General features: G+C 67.9%; 18 protein-coding genes. 11 read left to right on the forward strand and 7 right to left on the reverse strand.

Going from position 1 to position 21,113, the window contains the following annotated elements; genetic code table 11:
- Positions 1-14 precede the first annotated feature (14 nt).
- Positions 15-899, reverse strand: a complete 885-nt coding sequence (gene purU, locus FB459_RS07645) for a formyltetrahydrofolate deformylase (protein ID WP_129624113.1) — start codon at positions 897-899, stop codon at positions 15-17.
- An 87-nt stretch (positions 900-986) separates the two neighbouring features.
- On the opposite strand from purU, the gene holA reads away from it, so the two are divergent.
- Together holA and rpsT are read left to right on the forward strand one after the other, a co-directional pair.
- The gene (holA, locus tag FB459_RS07650; RefSeq protein WP_141928035.1) at positions 987-1,946 is read left to right on the forward strand and encodes a DNA polymerase III subunit delta; all 960 of its coding nucleotides are present in this window, start codon (positions 987-989) and stop codon (positions 1,944-1,946) included.
- Positions 1,947-2,160: 214 nt separating this feature from the next.
- Positions 2,161-2,421, forward strand: a complete 261-nt coding sequence (gene rpsT / locus FB459_RS07655; RefSeq protein WP_129624111.1) for a 30S ribosomal protein S20 — start codon at positions 2,161-2,163, stop codon at positions 2,419-2,421.
- Positions 2,422-2,654: 233 nt separating this feature from the next.
- Here rpsT and FB459_RS07660 read toward each other — a convergent pair whose 3' ends face one another.
- Positions 2,655-3,893, reverse strand: coding sequence for a geranylgeranyl reductase family protein (locus FB459_RS07660; RefSeq protein WP_141928036.1), 1,239 nt, complete (start codon positions 3,891-3,893; stop codon positions 2,655-2,657).
- A gap of 262 nt (positions 3,894-4,155) precedes the next feature.
- Here FB459_RS07660 and leuS point away from each other — a divergent pair, with 262 nt between their 5' ends.
- The 4 genes from leuS (at position 4,156) to FB459_RS07680 (ending at position 11,415) form a co-directional block, all read left to right on the forward strand.
- Positions 4,156-7,026: a leucine--tRNA ligase gene (gene leuS, locus FB459_RS07665; protein WP_141928037.1), complete on the forward strand. Its 2,871-nt coding sequence runs from the start codon at positions 4,156-4,158 to the stop codon at positions 7,024-7,026.
- Between the two features lie 34 nt (positions 7,027-7,060).
- Positions 7,061-7,930, forward strand: a complete 870-nt coding sequence (locus FB459_RS07670) for a DegV family protein (RefSeq protein ID WP_141928038.1) — start codon at positions 7,061-7,063, stop codon at positions 7,928-7,930.
- A 91-nt stretch (positions 7,931-8,021) separates the two neighbouring features.
- Complete coding sequence (locus FB459_RS07675; protein WP_141928039.1) at positions 8,022-9,068, forward strand: ComEA family DNA-binding protein; 1,047 nt, start codon at positions 8,022-8,024, stop codon at positions 9,066-9,068.
- 4 nt (positions 9,069-9,072) lie between these two features.
- Positions 9,073-11,415, forward strand: coding sequence for a ComEC/Rec2 family competence protein (locus FB459_RS07680; protein ID WP_141928040.1), 2,343 nt, complete (start codon positions 9,073-9,075; stop codon positions 11,413-11,415).
- Positions 11,416-11,434: 19 nt separating this feature from the next.
- On the opposite strand, the gene FB459_RS07685 is transcribed toward FB459_RS07680, so the two are convergent.
- Positions 11,435-12,370 carry a LysR family transcriptional regulator gene (locus tag FB459_RS07685; RefSeq protein WP_129624105.1) on the reverse strand — a complete coding sequence of 312 codons (936 nt, stop codon included), beginning with the start codon at positions 12,368-12,370 and terminating at the stop codon, positions 11,435-11,437.
- Between the two features lie 344 nt (positions 12,371-12,714).
- On the opposite strand from FB459_RS07685, the gene FB459_RS07690 reads away from it, so the two are divergent.
- Positions 12,715-13,605, forward strand: coding sequence for a Sir2 family NAD-dependent protein deacetylase (locus tag FB459_RS07690; protein ID WP_129624104.1), 891 nt, complete (start codon positions 12,715-12,717; stop codon positions 13,603-13,605).
- Here the strand turns inward: FB459_RS07690 and lexA are convergent, their stop codons facing one another.
- Both lexA and FB459_RS17235 read right to left on the reverse strand, forming a co-directional pair.
- Complete coding sequence (gene lexA, locus FB459_RS07695; protein WP_370447330.1) at positions 13,606-14,349, reverse strand: transcriptional repressor LexA; 744 nt, start codon at positions 14,347-14,349, stop codon at positions 13,606-13,608.
- Positions 14,346-14,501, reverse strand: a complete 156-nt coding sequence (locus FB459_RS17235; RefSeq protein WP_168990094.1) for a hypothetical protein — start codon at positions 14,499-14,501, stop codon at positions 14,346-14,348. Before FB459_RS17235 ends, lexA begins: the two co-directional genes overlap by 4 nt.
- A 160-nt stretch (positions 14,502-14,661) precedes the next feature.
- Here FB459_RS17235 and FB459_RS07700 point away from each other — a divergent pair, with 160 nt between their 5' ends.
- The 3 genes from FB459_RS07700 to FB459_RS07710 all read left to right on the forward strand — a co-directional run bounded on the left by FB459_RS07700 (position 14,662) and on the right by FB459_RS07710 (position 18,919).
- Complete coding sequence (locus tag FB459_RS07700) at positions 14,662-15,042, forward strand: LysM peptidoglycan-binding domain-containing protein (RefSeq protein WP_129624103.1); 381 nt, start codon at positions 14,662-14,664, stop codon at positions 15,040-15,042.
- Between the two features lie 380 nt (positions 15,043-15,422).
- Positions 15,423-15,971: a transcriptional regulator NrdR gene (nrdR, locus tag FB459_RS07705; protein ID WP_129624102.1), complete on the forward strand. Its 549-nt coding sequence runs from the start codon at positions 15,423-15,425 to the stop codon at positions 15,969-15,971.
- A gap of 86 nt (positions 15,972-16,057) precedes the next feature.
- Entirely contained in the window at positions 16,058-18,919 is a 2,862-nt protein-coding gene (locus FB459_RS07710) for a vitamin B12-dependent ribonucleotide reductase (RefSeq protein WP_141928041.1), read from the forward strand.
- 74 nt (positions 18,920-18,993) lie between these two features.
- Here FB459_RS07710 and FB459_RS07715 read toward each other — a convergent pair whose 3' ends face one another.
- Together FB459_RS07715 and FB459_RS07720 are read right to left on the reverse strand one after the other, a co-directional pair.
- Positions 18,994-19,272, reverse strand: coding sequence for a hypothetical protein (locus tag FB459_RS07715; protein WP_141928042.1), 279 nt, complete (start codon positions 19,270-19,272; stop codon positions 18,994-18,996).
- Between the two features lie 87 nt (positions 19,273-19,359).
- A complete protein-coding gene (locus tag FB459_RS07720) occupies positions 19,360-19,788 on the reverse strand; it encodes a hypothetical protein (RefSeq protein ID WP_141928043.1) in 429 nt (142 codons plus the stop codon).
- 66 nt (positions 19,789-19,854) lie between these two features.
- Here FB459_RS07720 and FB459_RS07725 point away from each other — a divergent pair, with 66 nt between their 5' ends.
- Positions 19,855-21,108 (forward strand): esterase/lipase family protein, encoded by a 1,254-nt coding sequence (locus FB459_RS07725; protein WP_141928044.1) that lies wholly within the window; start codon positions 19,855-19,857, stop codon positions 21,106-21,108.
- Positions 21,109-21,113 lie beyond the last annotated feature (5 nt).

Raw genomic sequence — 21,113 nt, forward strand, 5'->3', positions numbered from 1 at the left:
CGATCAGCCGTCGGTCAGCGCAGGACGACGGTGCTTGAGCCGTTGAGGAACACCCGGTGCTCGGCGTGCCAGGTGAGAGCGCGCGCCAAGACCTGCGTCTCGACGTCCCGACCGGCCACGACCATGTGATCGGGGGAGTAGGTGTGGTCGATGCGGGCCACGTCCTGCTCGATGATCGGGCCCTCGTCCAGATCCGGCGTCACGTAGTGCGCGGTCGCACCGATCAGCTTCACGCCGCGGTCGTGCGCCTGGTGATAAGGGCGAGCACCCTTGAAGCTGGGCAGGAACGAATGGTGGATGTTGATCGCACGGCCCTCCAAGGTGCGGCACAGGTTGTCCGACAGCACCTGCATGTAGCGGGCGAGCACCACCAACTCGACGTCGTACTCCTGGACGAGTTCGAGGATGCGCGTCTCCGACTGCGCCTTCGTCTGCGCCGTCACCGGGATGTGGTGGAAGGGGATGTCATGGGTGGCGACGGTCTTCTGGAACGTCAGGTGGTTCGATCCCACCGCGACGATCTCGAGCGGCAACGAACCCACCTGCTGCCGGAACAACAGGTCGTTGAGGCAATGGCCGAGTTTGGACACCAGCACCAGTGCCCGGATCGGCTTCCCGGCCGGCCACAGGCCCCATTCCATGCCGAATTCAGTTGCCACTGAGGTGAACCCGTCCTGCAGCGTGTCCAGTGAGTGCTTCTCGCACCGGAACACCAACCGGATGAAGAAGCGCCCGGTGGACGGGTCCTCGAACTGTTGGCACTCGTTGATGTTCGCGCCCTGCTCGACGAGGTAACCGGTCATCGCGTGGACGATCCCGGGTCGGTCGACGCACGTCGCGGTGAGGACGAAGTCGGACGGGTCGGACGGGTCGGACGGGTCGGACGGGTGGGTGCCCACAGTTGCTCCTACGGAAGGGTGAGGCCCCGAAGATAGGTCATCGCAGCGGTGAGGACGGTGTCGGACCAGGGTGAAAGAGTGTGCCCCATGAGTTCAGTGCCCCCGCTCGTGCTGATCAGCGGCCCCGAACAACTGCTTGCCGATCGCGCCCTGCGCAGCACCATCGACCTGGTACGCGAGACCGAGCCCGACGCGGAGGTGGTGCGAATCGACGCCGCCACCTACGAGCCGGGCGAACTCATGCTGCACATCAGCCCGAGCCTGTTCGGCGGGCTGAAGATCGTGGTCGCACGCGACCTGGACGAGGCCGGCGACGAACTGATCGACGAAGTCACCGCGCTCGCGAAGGCCCCGATGGACGGCGCCGTGCTCGTCGCGATGCACAAGAGCGGAAACCGCGGCAAGCGTGCGCTGGACGCACTCAAGAAGGGCGGCGCACGGGTCATCGAGGCGCCGGCGATCAAGTCCGATCGCGACAAGGCCTCGTTCGTCAGCAACGAGTTCCGCGCTGCTCGGCGCAAGGTCACTCCCGAGGCGGTGCAGGCGCTGTTGGACGCCGTCGGCAAGGACCTCGGCGAACTCGCCGCGGCGTGCGCACAGCTGATCGCCGACACGACCGGCGTCGTCGACGAGGAGCAGGTCGACGAGTACTACGGCGGCAAGGTCGAGGCGACCGGCTTCAAGGTCGCGGAGATGGCCATCGCCGGCAACGCGGGGGAGGCGCTGCGCCTGTTGCGTCACGCGCTCGCGTCGGGTCTCGACCCGGTCCCGATCGTCGCGGTCCTCGCCGGACAGCTGCGTCAGATCGCGAAGGTCGCCTCGGCCGGCAACGGATCGTCCGCGGCGCTCGCCCGTGACCTGAGCATGGCCCCGTGGCAGGTCGAGCGTGCACGCCGGTCGGCCCGCGGCTGGGACGGCGACCGGCTCGGCCGCGCGATCCAGGCCGTCGCGGCCGCCGACTTCGATGTCAAGGGTGGCGGACGCGACCCGGTCTACGCCGTCGAGCGGGCCGTGCTGACGATCTGCCGCGAGCGAACGGCACGCTGACGGCGGGTAAACGCAGGTGAGCCGCGCCGACCCGCGATTTGAGGGGATCACCGGCAGGCGTGTAGATTTGCTCCTTGCGTGCGCGTATTGGTCGTGCGCGCTCGCAGCAGTACCAACGCACCGAACTCGCCAGGGTCGTCCCCACGCCCCATCCGTTCCGGTGCGTCGTCGCCCTCTACGACAACCATCAGACCGAACTTTAGGAAGAACTTTCGTGGCAAACATCAAGTCGCAGATGAAGCGGATCAAGACCAACGAGATCCGCACCGAGCGCAACAAGGCCTACAAGTCGGAGCTTCGCACCTGGATCCGCAAGACCCGTGAGGCCGTTGCCGCCGGTGACGCCGACAAGGCGAAGGACGCCCTCAGGACCGCCGGCCAGAAGCTGGACAAGGCCGTCTCCAAGGGTGTCATCCACAAGAACCAGGCCGCGAACAAGAAGTCGGCGCTCACCAAGCAGGTGAACAGCCTCTGATTGCGGCTCCTTCGCAGTTCAGGCCCGTAGCAGGCGCTTGGCTTCTGCTACGGGCCTGATGCGTCCCGCCGCGTGAGCCTTGCGCTGTGGTCGCCTGGGTGCCACCACTGGGAGGCAGGGCCACCGTTCGTAGCAATGAAGCCCCGCACCGAACAGGTGCGGGGCTTCTGCGTCGGTCATCCGAAAGTCCGCAGGACTCGCGGGTCAGCGCGCGGGGTCTGCGGACTCTCGGGTCAGCTGAAGGGCGGGCGGGCGTCGATGGCGACCGAGCGACGTCCGGCCCAACGCCAGATACGGGCCGCGCGGTCGCGGTCCTGCTCGGTGACCAGGTTGCCCATCCAGCGCAGCGCCAGGGTCATCAGGAAATCCGAGCGCATGCCGACCGGGCCGAGCGCAGTCAACAGCTTGGGGTTGCTGAAGACTCCGGCGAGCCGGCGGGCCACGGAGAACGCCTCGCCGTAGTGCTCGGTCAGCAGCGCCGGCCATGCGGTTTCGAGCGAATCGCCGGCGACGAGCATGTCGGCGATGAAGCGACCGGTCTCCAGGCCGTAGTCGATGCCCTCGCCGTTGAGCGGGTTGATGCACGCGGCGGCGTCGCCGATGAGCGCCCAGTTCGGGCCGGCGACGTTCGACACCGCTCCGCCCATCGGTAGCAGCGCGGACGTCGGGTTTCGCAGTTCGCCGGACAGCCCGAACTCGTCGCCGATGGTGTCGGCGTACACCTTCATCAGTGGCTTGATCGCCACGTCGGCCGGACGTTTGGATGTGGCGAGGGTACCCGCACCGAGGTTGACCGAACCGTCGCCGAGCGGGAACACCCAGCCGTATCCGGACAGAATCTGGCCTTGCTCGCCACGGAGCTCGAGGTGGGAGGAGATCCACGGGTCGTCGCTCATCGTCGAGGTGACATACGAGCGGCCGGCGACGGCGTACACGGTGTCGCGGTGCCATTCGCGCCCGAGCACCTTGCCGAGCGGGGAGCGCACACCGTCTGCGACGACCAGCCGCTCGCACTCGATCTCGAAGGTGCCCTCGGCGCCGCGGAAGGTGACGGCGCGGACTCGTCCGCCGTCCAGTCGAGCGTCGATCGCCCGCGCACCCTCGACCCCGACCGCGCCTGCCTTCAGGGCGGTGGTGCGCAGGTGGTCGTCCAACTCGGTACGCGGAACGGCCGATCCGCGGTCGGGCAGACCTTCGACCTGCGGCCAAGGCAGTTCGAGCCGCTGCCCGAACCCGTGTGCCCGCAGACCCTGGTTGACGGTGTGCGCGAAAACCCAGTCGGTGAGTCCGAGACGGTGGAGTTCACCGATCGCGCGAGGGGTGAGTCCGTCGCCGCAGGTCTTGTCGCGGGGGAAGACCGCCGCGTCGGCGAGGACGACGTCCAGGCCGTAACGGGCGGCCCAGGTGGCCGCAGCCGAACCGGCGGGGCCGGCCCCGACGACGAGGACATCAGTGTGTGTCGCAGCGGGCATGGCAGCGATTCTCTCAGGGTCGTCGCGCGGTGCCAATTCGGCGTCGAACCGGCAGTGCCTGCTCCCGGGGCGGCAGGTCTCGCAGCTGCGATATTCTCTGCTCATGCATCGCCTGCTTCTGCTTCGAACGCCGCGCTGAACAGACCGGACCTCAGCGCGGCCGCCCCTTGCCTGATGAGCGAGGGGCTTCTTGTTGGCACGGTTCGGTGCCGCAGAACGCGACACGGCAGACAACGAGCAGACGAAACGACGTGAGGGCACCATGAGCGACAGCAATCAGAGCGACACCCCGAAGTTCCGGTACACCGCGCAGACCGCCGGCGAGATCGAACGCCGCTGGCAGGACCGGTGGGAGGAGCAGGGCACCTTCCAGGCGCCTAACCCGAGCGGCCCGTGGGCCGACCCGTCCGCCGACGGCAAGCAGAAGTACTTCCTGCAGGACATGTTCCCCTACCCCAGCGGCGCGGGCCTGCACGTCGGCCACCCGCTGGGCTTCATCGCGACCGACGTCTTCGCGCGCTACCAGCGCATGACCGGCAAGAACGTGCTGTACACGATGGGCTTCGACGCCTTCGGCCTGCCGGCCGAGCAGTACGCGGTGCAGACCGGCCAGCACCCGCGCAAGACCACCGAGGACAACATCGTCACCTACCGCCGACAGCTGCGGCAGCTGGGGTTGTCGCACGATCTGCGCCGCTCGTTCGCGACGATCGATCCCGAGTACTACAAGTGGACGCAGTGGATCTTCCTGCGCATCTACAACTCCTGGCACGACGAGCGCGCGGGCAAGGCCCGACCGATCGAGGACCTGGTCTCGGCCTACGAAAGCGGTGAAATCGCCACCCCGACCGGTGCGGCCTGGGCCGACCTGTCGGACACCGAGCGCATCGCAGCCGTCGACGCACGCCGTCTGGCGTACAAGAAGGAGGTGCCGGTCAACTGGGCGCCCGGTCTGGGCACCGTCGTCGCCAACGAGGAGGTCACCAACGAGGGCCTGACCGAACGCGGCGACATGCCGGTCTTCCGGCGCAGCCTGTCGCAATGGATGATGCGCATCACGGCGTACGCCGACCGCCTGATCGACGACCTGGACCGGCTGGACTGGCCCGAGTCGATCAAGGCCATGCAGCGCAACTGGATCGGGCGCTCGCAGGGTGCGGCCCTGCGCTTCCCGGTCAACGCCATCGACGCGTCCATCGAAGTGTTCACCACGCGTCCGGACACCATCTTCGGCGCCACCTTCATGGTGCTGGCCCCCGAACACCCGTTGGTCGACGCGATGACCCCGACGACGTGGCCCGAGGGCACCAAGCAGGCCTGGACCGGCGGCCACGGCGATCCGCGCACCGCGGTCGCCGACTACCGGCTGGCCGCCTCGCGCAAGAGCGAGGTCGAGCGGCAGGCCGACGAGAAGACCAAGACCGGAGTGTTCACCGGCACGTTCGCGACCAACCCGGTGACCGGGCGGCCGGTGCCGGTGTTCATCGCCGACTACGTGCTGATGGGTTATGGCACCGGCGCGATCATGGCCGTGCCCGGTCAGGACGAGCGCGACTGGGCTTACGCGTCCGCGTTCGACCTGCCGATCGTGCGTACCGTGCAGCCGTCCGACGGTCATCCCGACGACCAGCCTTTCACCGGGGACGGCGCGGCGATCAACTCTGCCAACGAGCGAATCTCCTTGGACGGCTTGGGAGTAGCCGACGCCAAAGCGAAGATCATCCAGTTCGTCGAAGCCGAGGGCATCGGCAACGGCACGATCAACTACAAGCTGCGCGACTGGCTGTTCAGCCGGCAGCGCTACTGGGGCGAGCCCTTCCCGATCGTGTACGACGAGTCCGGTGCGGCGCACTCGGTGCCGGAGTCGATGCTGCCGGTGCAGTTGCCCGAGGTCGCCGACTACTCGCCCAAGACCTACGAACCGGACGACAAGGACTCCATGCCCGAGTCGCCGCTGTCGCGCGCGGCTGAGTGGGTCAACGTCGAGCTGGACCTGGGTGACGGACCGAAGACCTACCGCCGCGAAACCGACACGATGCCCAACTGGGCCGGATCCTGTTGGTACGAAATGCGATACACCGACCCGGAGAACACCGAGCGCTTCGTCGACCGCGAGTGCGAGGAGTACTGGATGGGTCCCGGGCGCGGCGCGGGCGAGGGCAGGCCGAACGACACCGGTGGCGTCGACCTGTACGTCGGTGGCGTCGAACACGCGGTGCTGCACCTGCTGTACGCCCGCTTCTGGCACAAGGTTTTGTTCGACCTGGGCGAGATCACGTCCGAGGAACCGTTCCGCCGTCTGTTCAACCAGGGCTACGTGCAGGCGTACGCGTTCCGCGACCACCGCGGCCAGCCGGTCCCAGCAGCCGAGGTGCAGGAGACGACCGACGCCGACGGCACGACCTACACCTGGAACGGACAGGTCGTCACCCGCGAGTACGGGAAGATGGGCAAGTCGCTGAAGAACGTCGTCACGCCCGACGAGATGTGCGACCAGTACGGCGCCGACACCTTCCGCATCTATGAGATGTCGATGGGTCCGCTGGACCAGTCGCGTCCGTGGGAGACGCGTGCGGTCGTCGGGGCGCAGCGCTTCCTGCAGCGGCTGTGGCGCAATGTCGTCGACGAGGAGACCGGGCAGGTGCGGGTCGTCGACGGTGAACCGGACGAGGCGACGAAACGCTTGCTGCACAAGACGATCGACGGCGTCGGCCGCGACTACTCGCAGCTGAGCTACAACACTGCGGTCGCCAAGCTGATCGAACTGAACAACGCACTGACCAAGCTGGACGACGTGCCGCGTGCGGTGGTCGAGTCGCTGGTGCAGATGGTTTCACCGATGGCCCCGCACATCGCCGAGGAACTGTGGCAGCGCCTGGGCCATACCTCGACGATCACGTTCGAGCCGTTCCCGCAGGCCGACCCGGCGTTGCTGGTCGACGACACCGTCACCTGTGTCGTGCAGGTGCTGGGCAAGGTCCGCGACCGGCTGGAGGTCGCGGCCGATGTCAGTGACGCCGACCTCGAAGCGGCCGCGCTGGCGAGCGACCGTGTACGAGCGGCCATGGGGGACAAGCAGGTTCGCAAGGTCATCGTGCGGGCCCCGAAGCTGGTCAACGTCGTCGTCGGATGATGAACGAGCGTCGGCGGGTAGGGGAGGAGATGCGATGACGATCGCGGTCGTGACCGACTCCTCCGCCTACCTGCCCACGCATGTCGCGGTGCGCGGACGCGTGTTCGTGGTGCCGCTGCACGTCGCGGTCGACGGTGTCTCACACGACGAAGGCGTCGACGTGAGCGCATCCGACGTCGCAGCAGCGCTGCGCGAGCACCGTCCGGTCTCTACCTCAAGGCCGTCGCCGGGTGCGTTCCTGGAGGTCTACGAGGACCTCATCGCGCGCGGTGTCGACCAGATCGTCTCGATCCACCTGTCACGACAGATGTCGGCCACCCTCGCGTCGGCCGAGATCGCCGCGGCGTCCTGCGATGCCGACGTCCGTGTGATCGACAGCGAATCCATCGGAATGGCAATGGGATTCGCAGTCCTTGCCGCAGCGGGTGCAGTCGACGACGGCGCGACGGTGGACGAGGTAGAACGCATCGCCCGCGACGTCGCGGCGACGTCGCACACCTACTTCTACGTCGACACGCTGGAATACCTGCGGCGCGGCGGACGCATCGGGCGGGCCCCCTCGCTGGTGGGGTCGGCCCTGTCCATCAAACCGCTGCTGACCCTCACCGACGGCTACATCGAGCCCCTCGAGCGGGTACGCACCACTTCCAAGGCGTTGGCACGGTTGAAGAGCCTCGCCCGGCAGGCTGCGGTCGAACTCGATTCCGGAGACGGAGTCGACGTCGCTGTGCACCACCTGGATGCGCTCGAACGAGCCGAGCAGCTTGCCGAAGATCTTGCGGAAGCGGTGCCGGACGCCCGTCGAGTGTTGCTGGTCGAACTCGGTGCCGCCGTCGGTGCGCACGTGGGCCCGGGCACGATCGCGGTGGCGGTGGCTCCGCGCTGTCGCGCTCCGGGCGCCTGATCCTCCACAGCCCTTCTGCTGCGGCGCAGTTCTCCACAGGCTGAGCATCGGCCGGCGACGTGTTCTGCGAACCCGACCTAACGTGCCTCGCATGTCACGCAACCAGCCACCCGATCGACTCGCCGCGATCCTCGCCGAACTCGACGAAGGTCGGCGGACGCCGTGGCTGCCGGACGAGGACGATCTGATCGACCGTCGTCCGCTGTGGCCGGCGCTGCCCGGCCGTCGTCGACGTGCTGCGGCGACACACATTCCGGACCGCCGGGGCCCGGGAACCGATGGCGATCTCGACGACTTCGACACTTCGGGGATGGAGGGCGAGACGGTCGAGGACGAGCCGCGTAGCCGGGCCGATCGGCGTCATCAAGGTGTCGGAGGCGGGAACCGGCGCGACAGCGAACGGGTCAGTCCCCACACCCCCTTGTTCCGAACACCGTTGCCCGACACCGAGGTCGACACACATCCCGGTCGCGCCGCTCTGATCGGAGCCCTCGTGGTCCTGTTGGTGGCGGGGGTCGTGTTCGGCGTACGGGTGTTCTCGGCCCGGAGCGCGGCCGAGCCCGTGCCACTCGCGCCCGCCGCCTCAACAGCTGTGACCTCGACCGGCTCGGCCACTGCTACCGCACCGGGTGGGAGGGGAGGTCAAGCACCGTACGCCACCTCGGCCGCCGCAGCTTCGCCGACGAGCCTCCTGGTTCACGTGGTCGGTCAGGTGCAGCGTCCAGGCGTGGTACGGCTCACATCAGGGTCCCGGGTCGAGGACGCCATCCGTGCGGCCGGTGGTGCGGGGCGAAGCGCAGACCTGTCTGCGGTCAACCTTGCCCGCCTGGTCACCGACGGAGAACAGGTGCAGGTGCCCAGGCCGGGGGAGAGCCCGATGCCTGCGCCGGCGCCGGCCGCGCAGTCAGGCGAGGGCACAGTGTCGACGAAAGCCGGCGTACCCGCCGGACCGATCCCCCTGAACACCGCCACCGTGGCGGACCTGGACGCACTTCCGGGGGTCGGCCCGGTGCTGGCAGCGCGGATCATCGAGTGGCGTACCACGAACGGCAGGTTCAGCAGCGTCGACGAACTCGGTGAGGTGAGCGGTATCGGCGACAAGCTGCTGGAGCGGCTGCGCCCGCTGGTCACCGTGTGACCCGATGGAGCAGACGCACCGTGCCCTCGACCTCCGTCTGCTCCTGCCGGCACTGATCGCCTGGGGCGTCGCTGCCGCACTCCTCGGTGTCGCCACTTCGCTGGTGATCGCCGTTCTCGTCGGGTGTCTCGTCACCGGAATCGGCTGCTGCGTATGGGGCAGACCAACCCTACGAATGATCGGGTTCTGCGCTCTGGCAACGACCTTCATCCTCACCGCCGTCCTCGGGCATCGCGCTGTCGCACAAGCCGGCTTGGTACCGACGCTTGCTGAGCGTGGCGCCTCCGTCCGTCTCGAGGCGAGGGTGGTCTCCGATCCGGCACCGGTCCGGTCCCGCTTCGGCGCAGAGCAGGTCTGGCGCGTTCGCCTGCAGGCCACGCGGATCTCCGGACGCGGCGAGGTGGCCGTTGCACGAACGCCGATTCTCGCGTTCGGCGGGCAGGACGTGGGCCGGCTGCGCTGGCACGACACCGTCGTCGCCGCGGGACGCCTCCAACCCGCCGAGACGGGTGCCGACGTACGAGCGATCCTTCGCATTCGTCAGGTGCAGCGCACCCACCCGGCAGGACGGATCGAAGAGACCGTCGAACACCTACGAACCGGTCTGCGCGACAGCACCGAGGGCTTGCCGACCGACCCCGCCGGGCTGGTGCCGGCACTGGTCATCGGTGACACCAGCCGCATGCCGCAGGAACTGAAGGACGACATGCAGGCCACCGGAATGACCCACCTCAACGCGGTCTCCGGCAGCAACGTCACCGTCGTCCTGCTGTGCGTGCAAGGACTGGCCGGCTACCTGCGGATTCCGCGGCGATGGCGCCTGCCGTTCGCGCTCCTCGGCCTCGCCCTGTTCGTGATGCTCTGTCGACCCGAACCGTCGGTCGTGCGGGCCTCGGCGATGGGAGTGGTCGGGCTGCTGGCGCTGCGCGGCGGGTCGCGGCGCGCAGGAGCCCCGGCACTGGCCGCAGCGATACTGGTGCTGCTCGCGATCGACCCGCACCTGGCTCGCTCCTTCGGGTTCATCCTGTCCAGTTTCGCCACCCTCGGGCTGTTGCTGTTCGCCCGGCGGTGGGCGGATGCCATCGCCCGATATCTCCCGAGACGGTGTGCACCACTCGCGGAAGCCATCTGCGTTCCTCTGGCAGCTCAAGTCTTCTGCGCACCGCTCACCCTGCTGCTCCAGCCCGGCGTCAGCCTGGTCGGAGTGCCCGCGAACGTCCTGGCCGCACCGTTGGTACCGATCGCGACGGTCGCCGGAGTGCTGGTCGTCTGCAGCGCACCGGTGTTGCCGCCGCTCGCCCAGTTGCTCGCCTGGGTGGCCGGTCTCCCGGCCTGGGGAATCGCCACGATCGCGCACCTCGGGGCCGACCTGCCCTATGGAACGCTGCCCTGGCCCGGAGGCTGGGTCGGGCTCGCCCTGCTGGTCCTCGTCATCGCGCTGGTGCTGACCACCGGGCACTGGTGGGCGCACCAGGCCGCGGCCCGACCGTGGCACGGCGCCGCTGCCGCGGTCATCGCGCTGGCCCTCGTCGTTCCGGTGCCCGCCGCACCTCCGTCGCGAGGGTGGACCGTCGCCATGTGTGACGTGGGGCAAGGAGACGCGACGATCGTCCGATCACCCCAGGGCGGAGTGTTGCTGATCGATACCGGTCCCGAACCCGACACCGTCGACAGTTGCCTGAGCCGCCTCGGCGTCGAACGGATCGACGCCGTCGTGCTCACCCATTTCCACGCCGACCACGTCGATGGGCTTGCCGGGGTACTGCGCAGCGGCCGCACGGTGCGAGAGCTTGTCGCGACCTTCGTCGAGGGTGAGGACGACGCCGGCCCGCACGAGGAGGCATCACGCCGTGAACCGACGCTGGCTCTCGCCGCACGCGCACGCGTACCGGTGCGGTTGGTGCGGCGCGGCGACAGCGTGGACGCACCTGGCATCACGGGGAAGGTGCTGTGGCCGGCCCGCACACTCGAGACCGGATCGGTGCAGAACAACGCGAGCGTGGTGCTCGCGGTCGTCGCCGGGGGCGTCCGGGCGTTGTTCACCGGCGACATCGAACGGGATGCCGGACGCGCCGTCCGACAGGAACTCCAGGCCGCGGGGGAGGGATCCTTCGACGTGCTCAAGGTGGCCCACCACGGTTCGGCCAACCAGGACGCAGATCTGATGGCGGTGGTGCGCCCGCGGGTCTGCCTGATCGGGGTCGGCGCAGACAACGACTACGGGCACCCGGCGCCGGCGACGTTACGACTGCTCGCCGGATGCACCGTGTTGCGCACCGATCAGGACGGCATGCTGTTCGTCCACCCGCATACGGACGGTGGCGTCTCGGTCAGCAGCTCCGGCTGACGGGCTACCGATTGCGTTGTCAGACAGGCTGTTTCGCCAGGTCGCCGACGCAGGAGGAGTCGCCGGCTGCTTCCACGAGGGCGTCGATCATCGCGGCGACCGCCGGTACGCGGGTCAGGTCGGGGGTCGTCACCGCGTACACGGTGCGGTGGGAGGGCGGGTCGATGGGCAGCACCTTGACCCGTGCGTTCGGTGCCGACCGCAGGATCAGATCGGGCACCAGGGCGACGCCCAGACCTTCGGCGACCAGACCGAGAACGGCCACGTAGTCCTCGGTCTCGAACGCGACGTCCGGGCGATACCCGGCGGCTGCTGCGAGCGAGAGCAGGTGTCCACGGCAACGCGGACAACCGGCGATCCACGGCGCTTCGGCGAGAGCCGCGAGGTCGACACTGTCCTGAGAAGCAAGTGGGTGGTCCAGCGGCAGGGCGATCCGAACGTGGTCGAGCAGAAGTTCCTTGACCTCGAAGTCGTCGAGGTGGTCGCTGCTGATCTCCAGCCCGTCATAGGTGAAGGCCACAGCGACGTCACACTCGCCGGCTCGCAGGGCCGCCAGCGACTCCGGTGGCTCACCCTCTGCGAAGCTCACCTGCACCTGCGGGAAACGCTTCTTCACCAGCGACAGTGCCTTCGGCACCAGCGTCGAGGACGAGGAGGGGAAGGCCATGAGTCGCACGCGTCCTGACTGGAGACCGGCGATCGCCGCGACCTCGGATTCGGCCGCGCTGATCGCGCCGAGGACCGCGCCGGCGTGGCGGGCCAGGACTTCACCGGCTTCGGTGAGTCGCACGTTGCGGCCCAGTCGTTCGACCAGGGGAGTGCCCAAGCGCTCTTCGAGGCGACGGACCATCTGGGAGATGGCGGGCTGGGAGTAACCGAGCGACGACGCCGCGGCGGTGAAACTGCCCTCGTCAGCGATGGCACGAATCACCCGGAGGCCGGCAGCGTCGATCATGCGCACCAGCCTACAAACCGTTCGACCGACCCGCCTGCTCAGCATGAAATCGCAGCGCGAGCCGCAGATCCTCACCGGTCCAGTGCCGAGTGCATCATCCAGGCCACCGCCGCACCGCCTCCGGCGCGGCTGATCGGGGCGGTGGCCCCTGTGCGCCACCACCAGCAACAACGGCAGGATCAGGGGCGAAGGGGCCTCGGTCGTGTTCGCGCGTCCGGCCGTGGAGACAGCTGTCGCCCATCACCGCGAGCCAACCCAGCGTGACCCACCCCGATAGCGTACGAACCGATGTGCCCGCCGGCTCTCGATGAGCCGCGGCCTCGAACTCGGAACAGACCCGACCCATGGAGAACGAAGGTCCGATGGACGACCGCAGCCACCTGGCACACCTGCTCCGCGAGGGCGACGTGTTGGTCATGACCGGGGCCGGGCTGTCCACCGAATCCGGGCTGCCCGATTACCGCGGACCGGACGGGGTACGCCGTGTGGAGCCCATGACGGTGAGCGAGTTCCGGGCCGGAGTCGCTGCGCGGCAACGCTATTGGAGCCGGTCCTATGTCGGATGGGAGAGGTTCCGGACGGCGCGGCCCAACGAAGCGCACCGTCACCTCGCCGCGCTGGAGAAGGCGGGCCTGTTCGAGACGACGATCACCCAGAACGTCGACGGCCTGGCCCAGCAGGCAGGGTCCCGCGATGTCATCGAGTTGCACGGCAACCTCGGGCGAGCCGTCTGCCTGAACTGCCGGGCGCTTGCCGACCGAGAGTGGATCCAGCAGCAGTTCGCCACGCGCAATCCGGTGTTCGCGCAGGACGCCGAGAGGGCGCGCGACCTGCCGCTGCGCCCGGATGGCGACGTCGACATCGACCCCTCGCTGATCCATGACATCGAACTGGTGGTGTGCCCGACCTGTGGCAGCGACCTGCTGAAGCCGGACGTCGTGATGTTCGGCGAATCGGTACCCAAGGATCTGGTCGCCCATTGCTTCAACCGTCTCGAGCGGGCAAAGTCGCTGCTGGTGGTCGGATCCTCGCTCGGTGTGATGTCCGGCTTCCGTTTCGCGCGGCGTGCTGCCGAGCGCGACATCCCGATCGTTCTGGTCAACACCGGTTGGTCGCGAGCGGAACATCTGGCCACCAGACACGTACACCGCCCCCTGAGCGAGGTGCTGCAGGAGGCGGTGTGGGACGTACTGGGTGACGTCGACCGGGACGCGAGCGGCGATCGACGCCGGTGATCAGACCCGCCGCAGGACGGCCGTGACCTTGCCGAGGATCACCGCGTGGTCACCGTCGATCGGGTCGTACGCCGGGTTGTGCGGCATCAGCCAGACCTTGCCGTCGCGACGCTTGAACGTCTTGACGGTGGCTTCGTTGTCGAGCATCGCGGCGACGATGTCGCCGTTGGTCGCGGTCGGCTGCTGGCGCACGACGACCCAGTCGCCGTCGCAGATTGCGGCGTCGACCATCGAGTCACCGACCACTTTGAGCAGGAACAGGTCGCCCTCACCGACGATCTGCTTGGGCAACGGGAAGACGTCCTCGACGACCTCTTCGGCCAGGATCGGCCCGCCGGCCGCGATGCGTCCGACGACGGGCACGTAGGAGGCTGCCGGACGCTGGTCGCCGGCGCCGGTCTCGTCGATGGTGGACTCGTCGCTCGAGGTGACGCTGGAACCGCCACGCACGCCCCGCTTGTCCTGCTGGTGATCGGGGGAGATGACCTCGATCGCGCGGGGACGGTTGGGGTCACGGCGCAGATAACCCTTGCGCTCGAGCATCGACAGTTGGTGGGCCACCGAACTCGGGCTGGTCAGGCCGACGGCCTCACCGATCTCCCGCATGCTCGGCGGGTAGCCGCGCCGGTCGACGGAGTTGCGGATCACTTCGAGGACCTTGCGCTGGCGGGTGGTCAGCGCTACGCCGCCCTCGTCGTCGGGCAGCTGGTGGATCTTGGCCATTTCGTCTGCGTCCTTCGTCATGCCGTCGGTGAGGTGGTGCGGGCGGGTCGATCGGTACGGCCCTTCATGCCCCGGGTGATGCGTCCTGGACGACCGATGAAGCTGCTGTCGGCGAGCCGTGCAGCGCTCTTTCGAAGGAGGTTGTCGGTGGTCGGTGCCAGGCTGCGGAGCATGGAAAGAGGCTATGCGGCTCGGACACAGTTTTCAAACATTTGTACGAGGCGTGTCTCGCATCATTCGAACAGCCGTGCTATACATCGTACAGACGTTCTATCGCACACGTGTGCGAAGGAGAACTTGATCCGGCGCCTCGCGCCAGGGACGGAGAACATCATGAGTGCAGTTGCTCGCTGGGATCAGCCGCGTGTGGTCCGCACACCGCAGCGCCGGCGTCACCTGACCCTCGTGCCGTCGAACCAGCCGGTCGCGCGACTCGGCCGGGACGAGGTTCGGCTCACCATGCGCGGCCGTCGCGTGCTCGCCGCGCTCGTGCTCACCACCCTGATCGCGGCGGGCTGGGGTGCCGGGCGGGCCTTCGCCTCCTCGCCGTCGGCGACGCAGTTGGTGGTGCAGCCGGGGCAGACGCTGTCCGAGGTTGCGCACCAGGCCTACCCGCAGTTGCCGGTCGCCGAAGCGGTCGTGCGCCTTCAGCTCGCGAACGACCTCAATACTCTGCATGTCCACCCGGGCCAGTCGTTGACGGCTCCTCGCTGACGACGACTTCGCTCCCATGGCGCGCCCCGTCTCCCGATCGTCGGGAACGGGGCGCGGGTGTGTCACGGGGCCTCGCGACCAGTTCGCGAACGCCTCGGCGCCGTGACCAGCACGTTTGGTGAACGTGCCGGATCGGCGGAGAGACTTTCCGATCCCCACCTTGCATCTTGGGGTCGAAGCGGAATAACATCCCTACATCTAGTAGTTACACCGATGTAAGTTGTCCACATGTAGGTCCCCAGGATCTCAACAGGAATGACGGGCTTCTTCACCGGTTATCCACAAGAACATCCCCAATCGGGCCGATCAAGGCCTCGTGGCCCGGGCATTCCTATGCCCTTGCGAGCCGAACCGACCCGGATCATCACCAGGAGGTGACCATGCACTGCCCGTTCTGCCGACACGACGACTCCCGGGTCGTCGACAGCCGCAGCAGTGATGACGGCACCTCCATCAAACGGCGTCGCCAGTGCCCGTCGTGCGGCAAGCGGTTCTCCACCATGGAGACCGCCGGCCTCACGGTGGTCAAGCGGTCCGGCGCCAGCGAACCGTTCTCCCGGCAGAAGGTGCTCGTGGGCGTCCGCAAGGCCTGCCAGGGCCGGCCGGTGTCCGAGGACCAGCTCGCCCTGCTGGCGCAGGAGGTGGAGGAGAGCATCCGCTCCGGCGGCGCGGCCGAGATCGACGCGCACGACGTGGGACTGGCGATTCTCGGCCCGCTGCGCACGCTCGACGAGGTGGCCTACCTGCGGTTCGCGTCCGTCTACCAGGCGTTCGACGATCTCGACGACTTCGAGGCAGCCATCGCCCTGTTGCGCGCCGAACGCGATCTCAGCTCGACCGACGGGGCCGGTCACCAGGCCGCAGCTCGAACAGGCGACGAGGCTGTCGGTGGTCGGGTTCAGACTGATCGAACCGTGACCGACCGCTGACCGCCGGCACGCGCACCACCGATTTCCAAGCAATCACACGCAGATCCACAACCGGCATCACACCCAGAAGCCCACGGAGGAGCATCATGACGGAGACGACCAACGCACGCTCGCGCACGCGCAAGAGCGGCAAGGGTGTGAAGGTGGAACGCATCTTCACCACCCCGGGCGTGCATCCCTATGACGAGGTCACCTGGGAGCGTCGCGACGTCGTTCAGCAGAACTGGAAGACCGGCGAGACGATCTTCGAGCAGCGTGGCGTGGAGTTCCCCGACTTCTGGTCGCTGAACGCGTCCACGATCGTCACCACGAAGTACTTCCGCGGCGCACTCGGCACCGAGGCCCGTGAGACGAGCCTCAAGCAGCTCATCGACCGTGTCGTGCTGACCTACGTCAAGGCCGGCAAGGAGTTCGGCTACTTCGCCACCGACGACGACGCGACGCTGTTCGAGCACGAGCTCACCTGGTCGCTGCTGCACCAGGTCTTCAGCTTCAACTCCCCGGTGTGGTTCAACGTCGGCACCAAGAGCCCCCAGCAGGTCTCGGCGTGCTTCATCCTCGCCGTCGACGATTCGATGGACTCGATCCTCAACTGGTACAAGGAGGAGGGCTTCATCTTCAAGGGCGGCTCCGGTGCCGGCCTGAACCTCTCGCGGATCCGTTCCTCCAAGGAGTTGTTGTCCAGCGGCGGCACCGCCAGCGGCCCGGTCAGCTTCATGCGTGGCGCCGACGCCTCCGCCGGCACCATCAAGTCCGGTGGCGCCACCCGCCGCGCGGCGAAGATGGTCGTGCTCGACGTCGACCACCCCGACATCGAGGAGTTCATCGAGACCAAGGCGCGCGAGGAAGACAAGATCCGTGCGCTGCGCGACGCCGGTTTCGACATGGACCTCGGCGGCAAGGACATCCACTCGGTCCAGTACCAGAACGCCAACAACTCCGTCCGGGTCAGCGACGAGTTCATGCGTGCGGTCGAGGACGGTAAGCCGTTCGGTCTGCGTGCCCGCGGCACCGGTGAGGTCATCGAGGAAGTCGACGCCCGCGAGCTGTTCGACAAGATCAACAAGGCCGCGTGGGAGTGCGCCGACCCGGGTGTGCAGTACGACGACACCATCAACGCGTGGCACACCAACCCCGAGTCGGGGCGCATCACCGCGTCCAACCCGTGCTCGGAGTACATGTCGCTCGACAACTCCTCCTGCAACCTCGCGAGCCTCAACCTGCTGAAGTTCCTGAAGGAAGACGACACCTTCGACGTGCCGACCTTCCAGAAGGTCGTCGAGATGGTCATCACCGCGATGGACATCTCCATCTGCTTCGCCGACTTCCCGACCGAGGCGATCGGCAAGACCACCGTCGACTACCGCCAGCTCGGCATCGGTTACGCCAACCTCGGTGCGCTGCTGATGGCCACCGGCCACGGCTACGAGTCCGAAGGTGGCCGCAGCCTCGCCGCTGCCATCACCTCGCTGCTCACCGGCGCGGCCTACAAGCGGTCTGCCGAGATCGCCGGTGTCGTCGGTTCCTACGCCGGCTACGCCCGCAACGCCGAGGCGCACAGGAAGGTCATGCGCAAGCACCAGGCCGCCAACGACCAGGTGCGCACGCTCGACACGATGGACGCCAACATCCACCGCGCCGCGACGAAGGCGTGGGCCGATGTCATCGAGCTCGGGGAGAAGAACGGTTACCGCAACGCGCAGGCCTCGGTGCTCGCGCCGACCGGCACCATCGGCTTCATGATGGACTGCGACACCACCGGTATCGAGCCCGACTTCTCGCTGGTGAAGTTCAAGAAGCTCGTCGGTGGCGGCTCGATGCAGATCGTCAACCAGACCATCCCGCGGGCGCTGAAGAAGCTCGGCTACCAGGGCGAGCAGATCGAGGCGATCGTCGAGCACATCGCCAACAACGGTCACGTCATCGACGCACCGGGTCTGAAGACCGAGCACTACGAGGTCTTCGACTGCGCGATGGGCGAGCGCGCGATCAGCCCGATGGGCCACGTCCGCATGATGGCGGCCTGCCAGCCGTTCCTGTCGGGTGCGATCTCCAAGACGGTCAACCTGCCGGAGACGGCGACCGTCGAGGAGATCGCCGAGGTCCACTTGGAGGGCTGGAAGCTCGGCCTGAAGGCGCTCGCGGTCTACCGCGACAACTGCAAGGTCGGCCAGCCGCTGTCCGACGGCAAGGCCAAGGCCAAGCCGGTGCAGGATGCCGCCGAGCCGGAGAAAGTCGTCGAGTACCGCCCGATCCGTCGTCGCCTGCCCAAGCGTCGCAGCAGCCAGACCACCTCGTTCGCGGTCGGTGGCGCCGAGGGTTACCTCACCGCCAGCACCTACGACAACGGTGAACTGGGTGAACTGTTCCTGAAGTTCGGCAAGCAGGGTTCGACCCTCGCCGGCGTGATGGACGCGTTCTCGATCGCCGTCTCGGTCGCGCTGCAGTACGGCGTGCCGCTGGAGACCTACGTCGAGAAGTTCACCAACATGCGCTTCGAGCCGGCCGGTATGACCGACGACCCGGACGTGCGGATGGCGCAGTCGATCATGGACTACGTGTTCCGTCGCCTGGCGCTGGACCACCTGGACTTCGAGACGCGTTCGTTCATGGGGATCCACAGCGCCGAGGAGCGCGCCCGCCAGCTCGAGACCGGCTCGTACGCCTCGAACGAGGGCGACGACGTGGAGGGCGAACTGGAGAACTTCTCCCAGTCGGCCGCCACCAAGGAGGCACCGAAGGTGTCCGCCGCGCAGGCGAGCTCCGGCGCCGGTGCTGCCGACGTGCGTGAGGTCTCCCCGGAGATTCACTCCTCGGCCGAGCTGATGGAGAAGTTCCAGGGCAAGGCCGCCGACGCTCCGATGTGCATGACCTGTGGCACGAAGATGCGTCCGGCCGGTAGCTGCTACGTCTGCGAGGGTTGCGGAAGCACCTCCGGCTGCAGCTGAGCCGAGGGCGAAGGGCCGCCGGTTTTCCGGCGGCCCTCCGTCATGTCGTGAGTCTGTCGGGAAACGGTTGCGACTCAGCGCTTTCGGGCGTATCGCTCCAGTTCGTCGGCTGCCTTGGTAGCCAGACTGCGCACCCCCGAGATGGTCGGTCCGCCCGATGCGAGCACGACGATCACTTGGTCGCCCTCTGGGGCCGGGGAGTACCAGGTGCCGTTCTCGACGCCTCCCAGCGCACCGCTCTTGAACCACACCGTCGTCCAGGCGCGCGGCGCGGTGAACCCGGGTGAGGGCACCGCCATGATCTGCGAGGCGAGGGTGGAACGGGACGCTTTCGCGCGGGTGTGGAGCGCCACCCAGGCCCGGGCAACGTCTCGGAGCTTGCGGAATAGCCCAGACCGCTGCGCCAGGAGCCACCGATCGAGAAGTCGGGGCCACTCGCGTCAGCACGGCGGGAGGGTACGATCAGTTGCCGCCGACTGGTCCCAGCGCAGCCTGCCCGCCCTGATCGCGTCCAGCAGCGCGATCATCACGTACAGCTTGGTGACCGACGCGATCGGCCGGGTGTCCACGGGTCCGCTGCGGTGCACGATCTGCAACTGACCGGACGGCGTGACGAAGCCGGCCAACAGCGCGACGTCCTGGGCGACCCTACGGGCGGCGCCGTCGACCGACCGCCAGGCATTCCGGTCGACGCCGGGCGCGGAGACAACAGCCGGCGCCGGCGAAGACGCAGGGCGAGAGGTCGATCTCAACGGGACAGTGGACGTCGTGGGTGGGGGAGTCGGGTCACCATCGCCGACGGAGCAACCGGCCACCAGGGCGACGACCACGCCCAGCGCGGGGCACGTCAGGCGACGGCTCGTCCTCATCGCGTCCTCATCGTGTCGACCCTACAAGGACACAAGCGCACGTACTGGCGAGTAGCATCGCGAACGATGACAACCAAGACGAAGTCCGGGACGACCTCGCGCGCCGAGACGGCGGGCGAGGACGCGCGTGGTTTCGTCGCGGGCCTACGCGATGCCCACGGGTCGACGACCACGAAGATCTTCGGTCGGGCGCGCTCCCTGCTCGGGCCTGTCGTCACACCGCTCGAGCTCGCCCACGATGTCGTCCTCTCCGGCACCTACAGCTCACTGGAACTGGCACTCGACGTCGCCGGAGTTGTCGCACGTCCGGCCGCGGGATTCGTTGCGGGACAAGTTCCCTCTCGGGTGGTGAAACGCCGGGCGACGTCGGTGGCGGCCTTCGTCCAAGGCCTCACCGGAGACCGGCTGGTCGACGTCGACCTGCCGATCTCGTACCCGATGACCTTGCGACGTTCCGGCTACGACGTGCCGATCACCAAGGCAGGTCTGTCGAACGCCTACCCGGACGCGTCCTCGAACCTCGTCGTGTTCGTCCACGGTTTCGTGGGTACCGAGCAGATGTGGAAGCGGCGCGCGAGCCGCGACGACGAGGGCCGCCGACTCTCCTACGGCCGCCGCCTCGAATCGCTCGGTGACTGGTCGGCGGTGTGGGTGCGCTACAACACCGGCCAGCGCGTCTCGACCAACGGCCGCGACCTCGGCCGCATGCTCGCCCGACTCGTCGCACGCTGGCCAGTCCCGGTCGATCGGGTGGTGCTGGTCGGCCACTCGATGGGCGGACTGGTCGTGCACAGCGCGCTGCTCCAGGCTGCGCCGGACGCGCCGTGGGCGGGCCTGGTCACCGACACCGTGTCGCTCGGCACCCCCTACCACGGAGCCCTGCTGGAGAAGAGCGTGAATGTCGTGGCGAAGGAGTTCGACAACCACCGGGCGACCCGTTGGGCCGGCGGGGTGCTCAGATTCCGAAGCCAGGGCATCAAGGATCTGCGCCACGGCAACCTCGTGGAGGCGGACTGGAAGGGCTTCGATCCCGACGATCCGGAGGATCACCGGGCCCGCGACCGCAGGCACCTGCACCCGATCCGACACCTCGCGGTCGTCGGGATGATCGCGCCGCAGCCGCACGCGTGGTGGGGCCGTCCGCTGGGTGACGGCATGGTGTCGCGGTCCTCGGCTGCGGGCCTTGAGGGCGAGACCTGGGACACCGCGTACGTCGGCGGTGTCAACCACATGGATCTGCTCAACCACCCGAAGGTCTACAACGTCCTCGCCGAGCGCCTCGGGGTGAAACAGCTCCCTTTGCGTCACCCGGGCGACTAACCTCA

The sequence above is a fragment of the Yimella lutea genome (assembly GCF_006715095.1).
GTDB classification, from domain to species: Bacteria; Actinomycetota; Actinomycetes; order Actinomycetales; family Dermatophilaceae; genus Yimella; species Yimella lutea.

What these genes read in the sequence shown, in the direction of transcription:
- holA (WP_141928035.1), top strand. Translation starts at nt 987, where the DNA reads ATGAGTTCAGTGCCCCCGCTCGTGCTGATCAGCGGCCCCGAACAACTG.
- FB459_RS07660 (WP_141928036.1), bottom strand. Translation starts at nt 3,893, where the DNA reads ATGCCCGCTGCGACACACACTGATGTCCTCGTCGTCGGGGCCGGCCCC.
- leuS (WP_141928037.1), top strand. Translation starts at nt 4,156, where the DNA reads ATGAGCGACAGCAATCAGAGCGACACCCCGAAGTTCCGGTACACCGCG.
- FB459_RS07670 (WP_141928038.1), top strand. Translation starts at nt 7,061, where the DNA reads ATGACGATCGCGGTCGTGACCGACTCCTCCGCCTACCTGCCCACGCAT.
- FB459_RS07675 (WP_141928039.1), top strand. Translation starts at nt 8,022, where the DNA reads ATGTCACGCAACCAGCCACCCGATCGACTCGCCGCGATCCTCGCCGAA.
- FB459_RS07680 (WP_141928040.1), top strand. Translation starts at nt 9,073, where the DNA reads ATGGAGCAGACGCACCGTGCCCTCGACCTCCGTCTGCTCCTGCCGGCA.
- FB459_RS07685 (WP_129624105.1), bottom strand. Translation starts at nt 12,370, where the DNA reads ATGATCGACGCTGCCGGCCTCCGGGTGATTCGTGCCATCGCTGACGAG.
- FB459_RS07690 (WP_129624104.1), top strand. Translation starts at nt 12,715, where the DNA reads ATGGAGAACGAAGGTCCGATGGACGACCGCAGCCACCTGGCACACCTG.
- lexA (WP_370447330.1), bottom strand. Translation starts at nt 14,349, where the DNA reads ATGACGAAGGACGCAGACGAAATGGCCAAGATCCACCAGCTGCCCGAC.
- FB459_RS17235 (WP_168990094.1), bottom strand. Translation starts at nt 14,501, where the DNA reads ATGCTCCGCAGCCTGGCACCGACCACCGACAACCTCCTTCGAAAGAGC.
- FB459_RS07700 (WP_129624103.1), top strand. Translation starts at nt 14,662, where the DNA reads ATGAGTGCAGTTGCTCGCTGGGATCAGCCGCGTGTGGTCCGCACACCG.
- nrdR (WP_129624102.1), top strand. Translation starts at nt 15,423, where the DNA reads ATGCACTGCCCGTTCTGCCGACACGACGACTCCCGGGTCGTCGACAGC.
- FB459_RS07710 (WP_141928041.1), top strand. Translation starts at nt 16,058, where the DNA reads ATGACGGAGACGACCAACGCACGCTCGCGCACGCGCAAGAGCGGCAAG.
- FB459_RS07720 (WP_141928043.1), bottom strand. Translation starts at nt 19,788, where the DNA reads ATGAGGACGAGCCGTCGCCTGACGTGCCCCGCGCTGGGCGTGGTCGTC.
- FB459_RS07725 (WP_141928044.1), top strand. Translation starts at nt 19,855, where the DNA reads ATGACAACCAAGACGAAGTCCGGGACGACCTCGCGCGCCGAGACGGCG.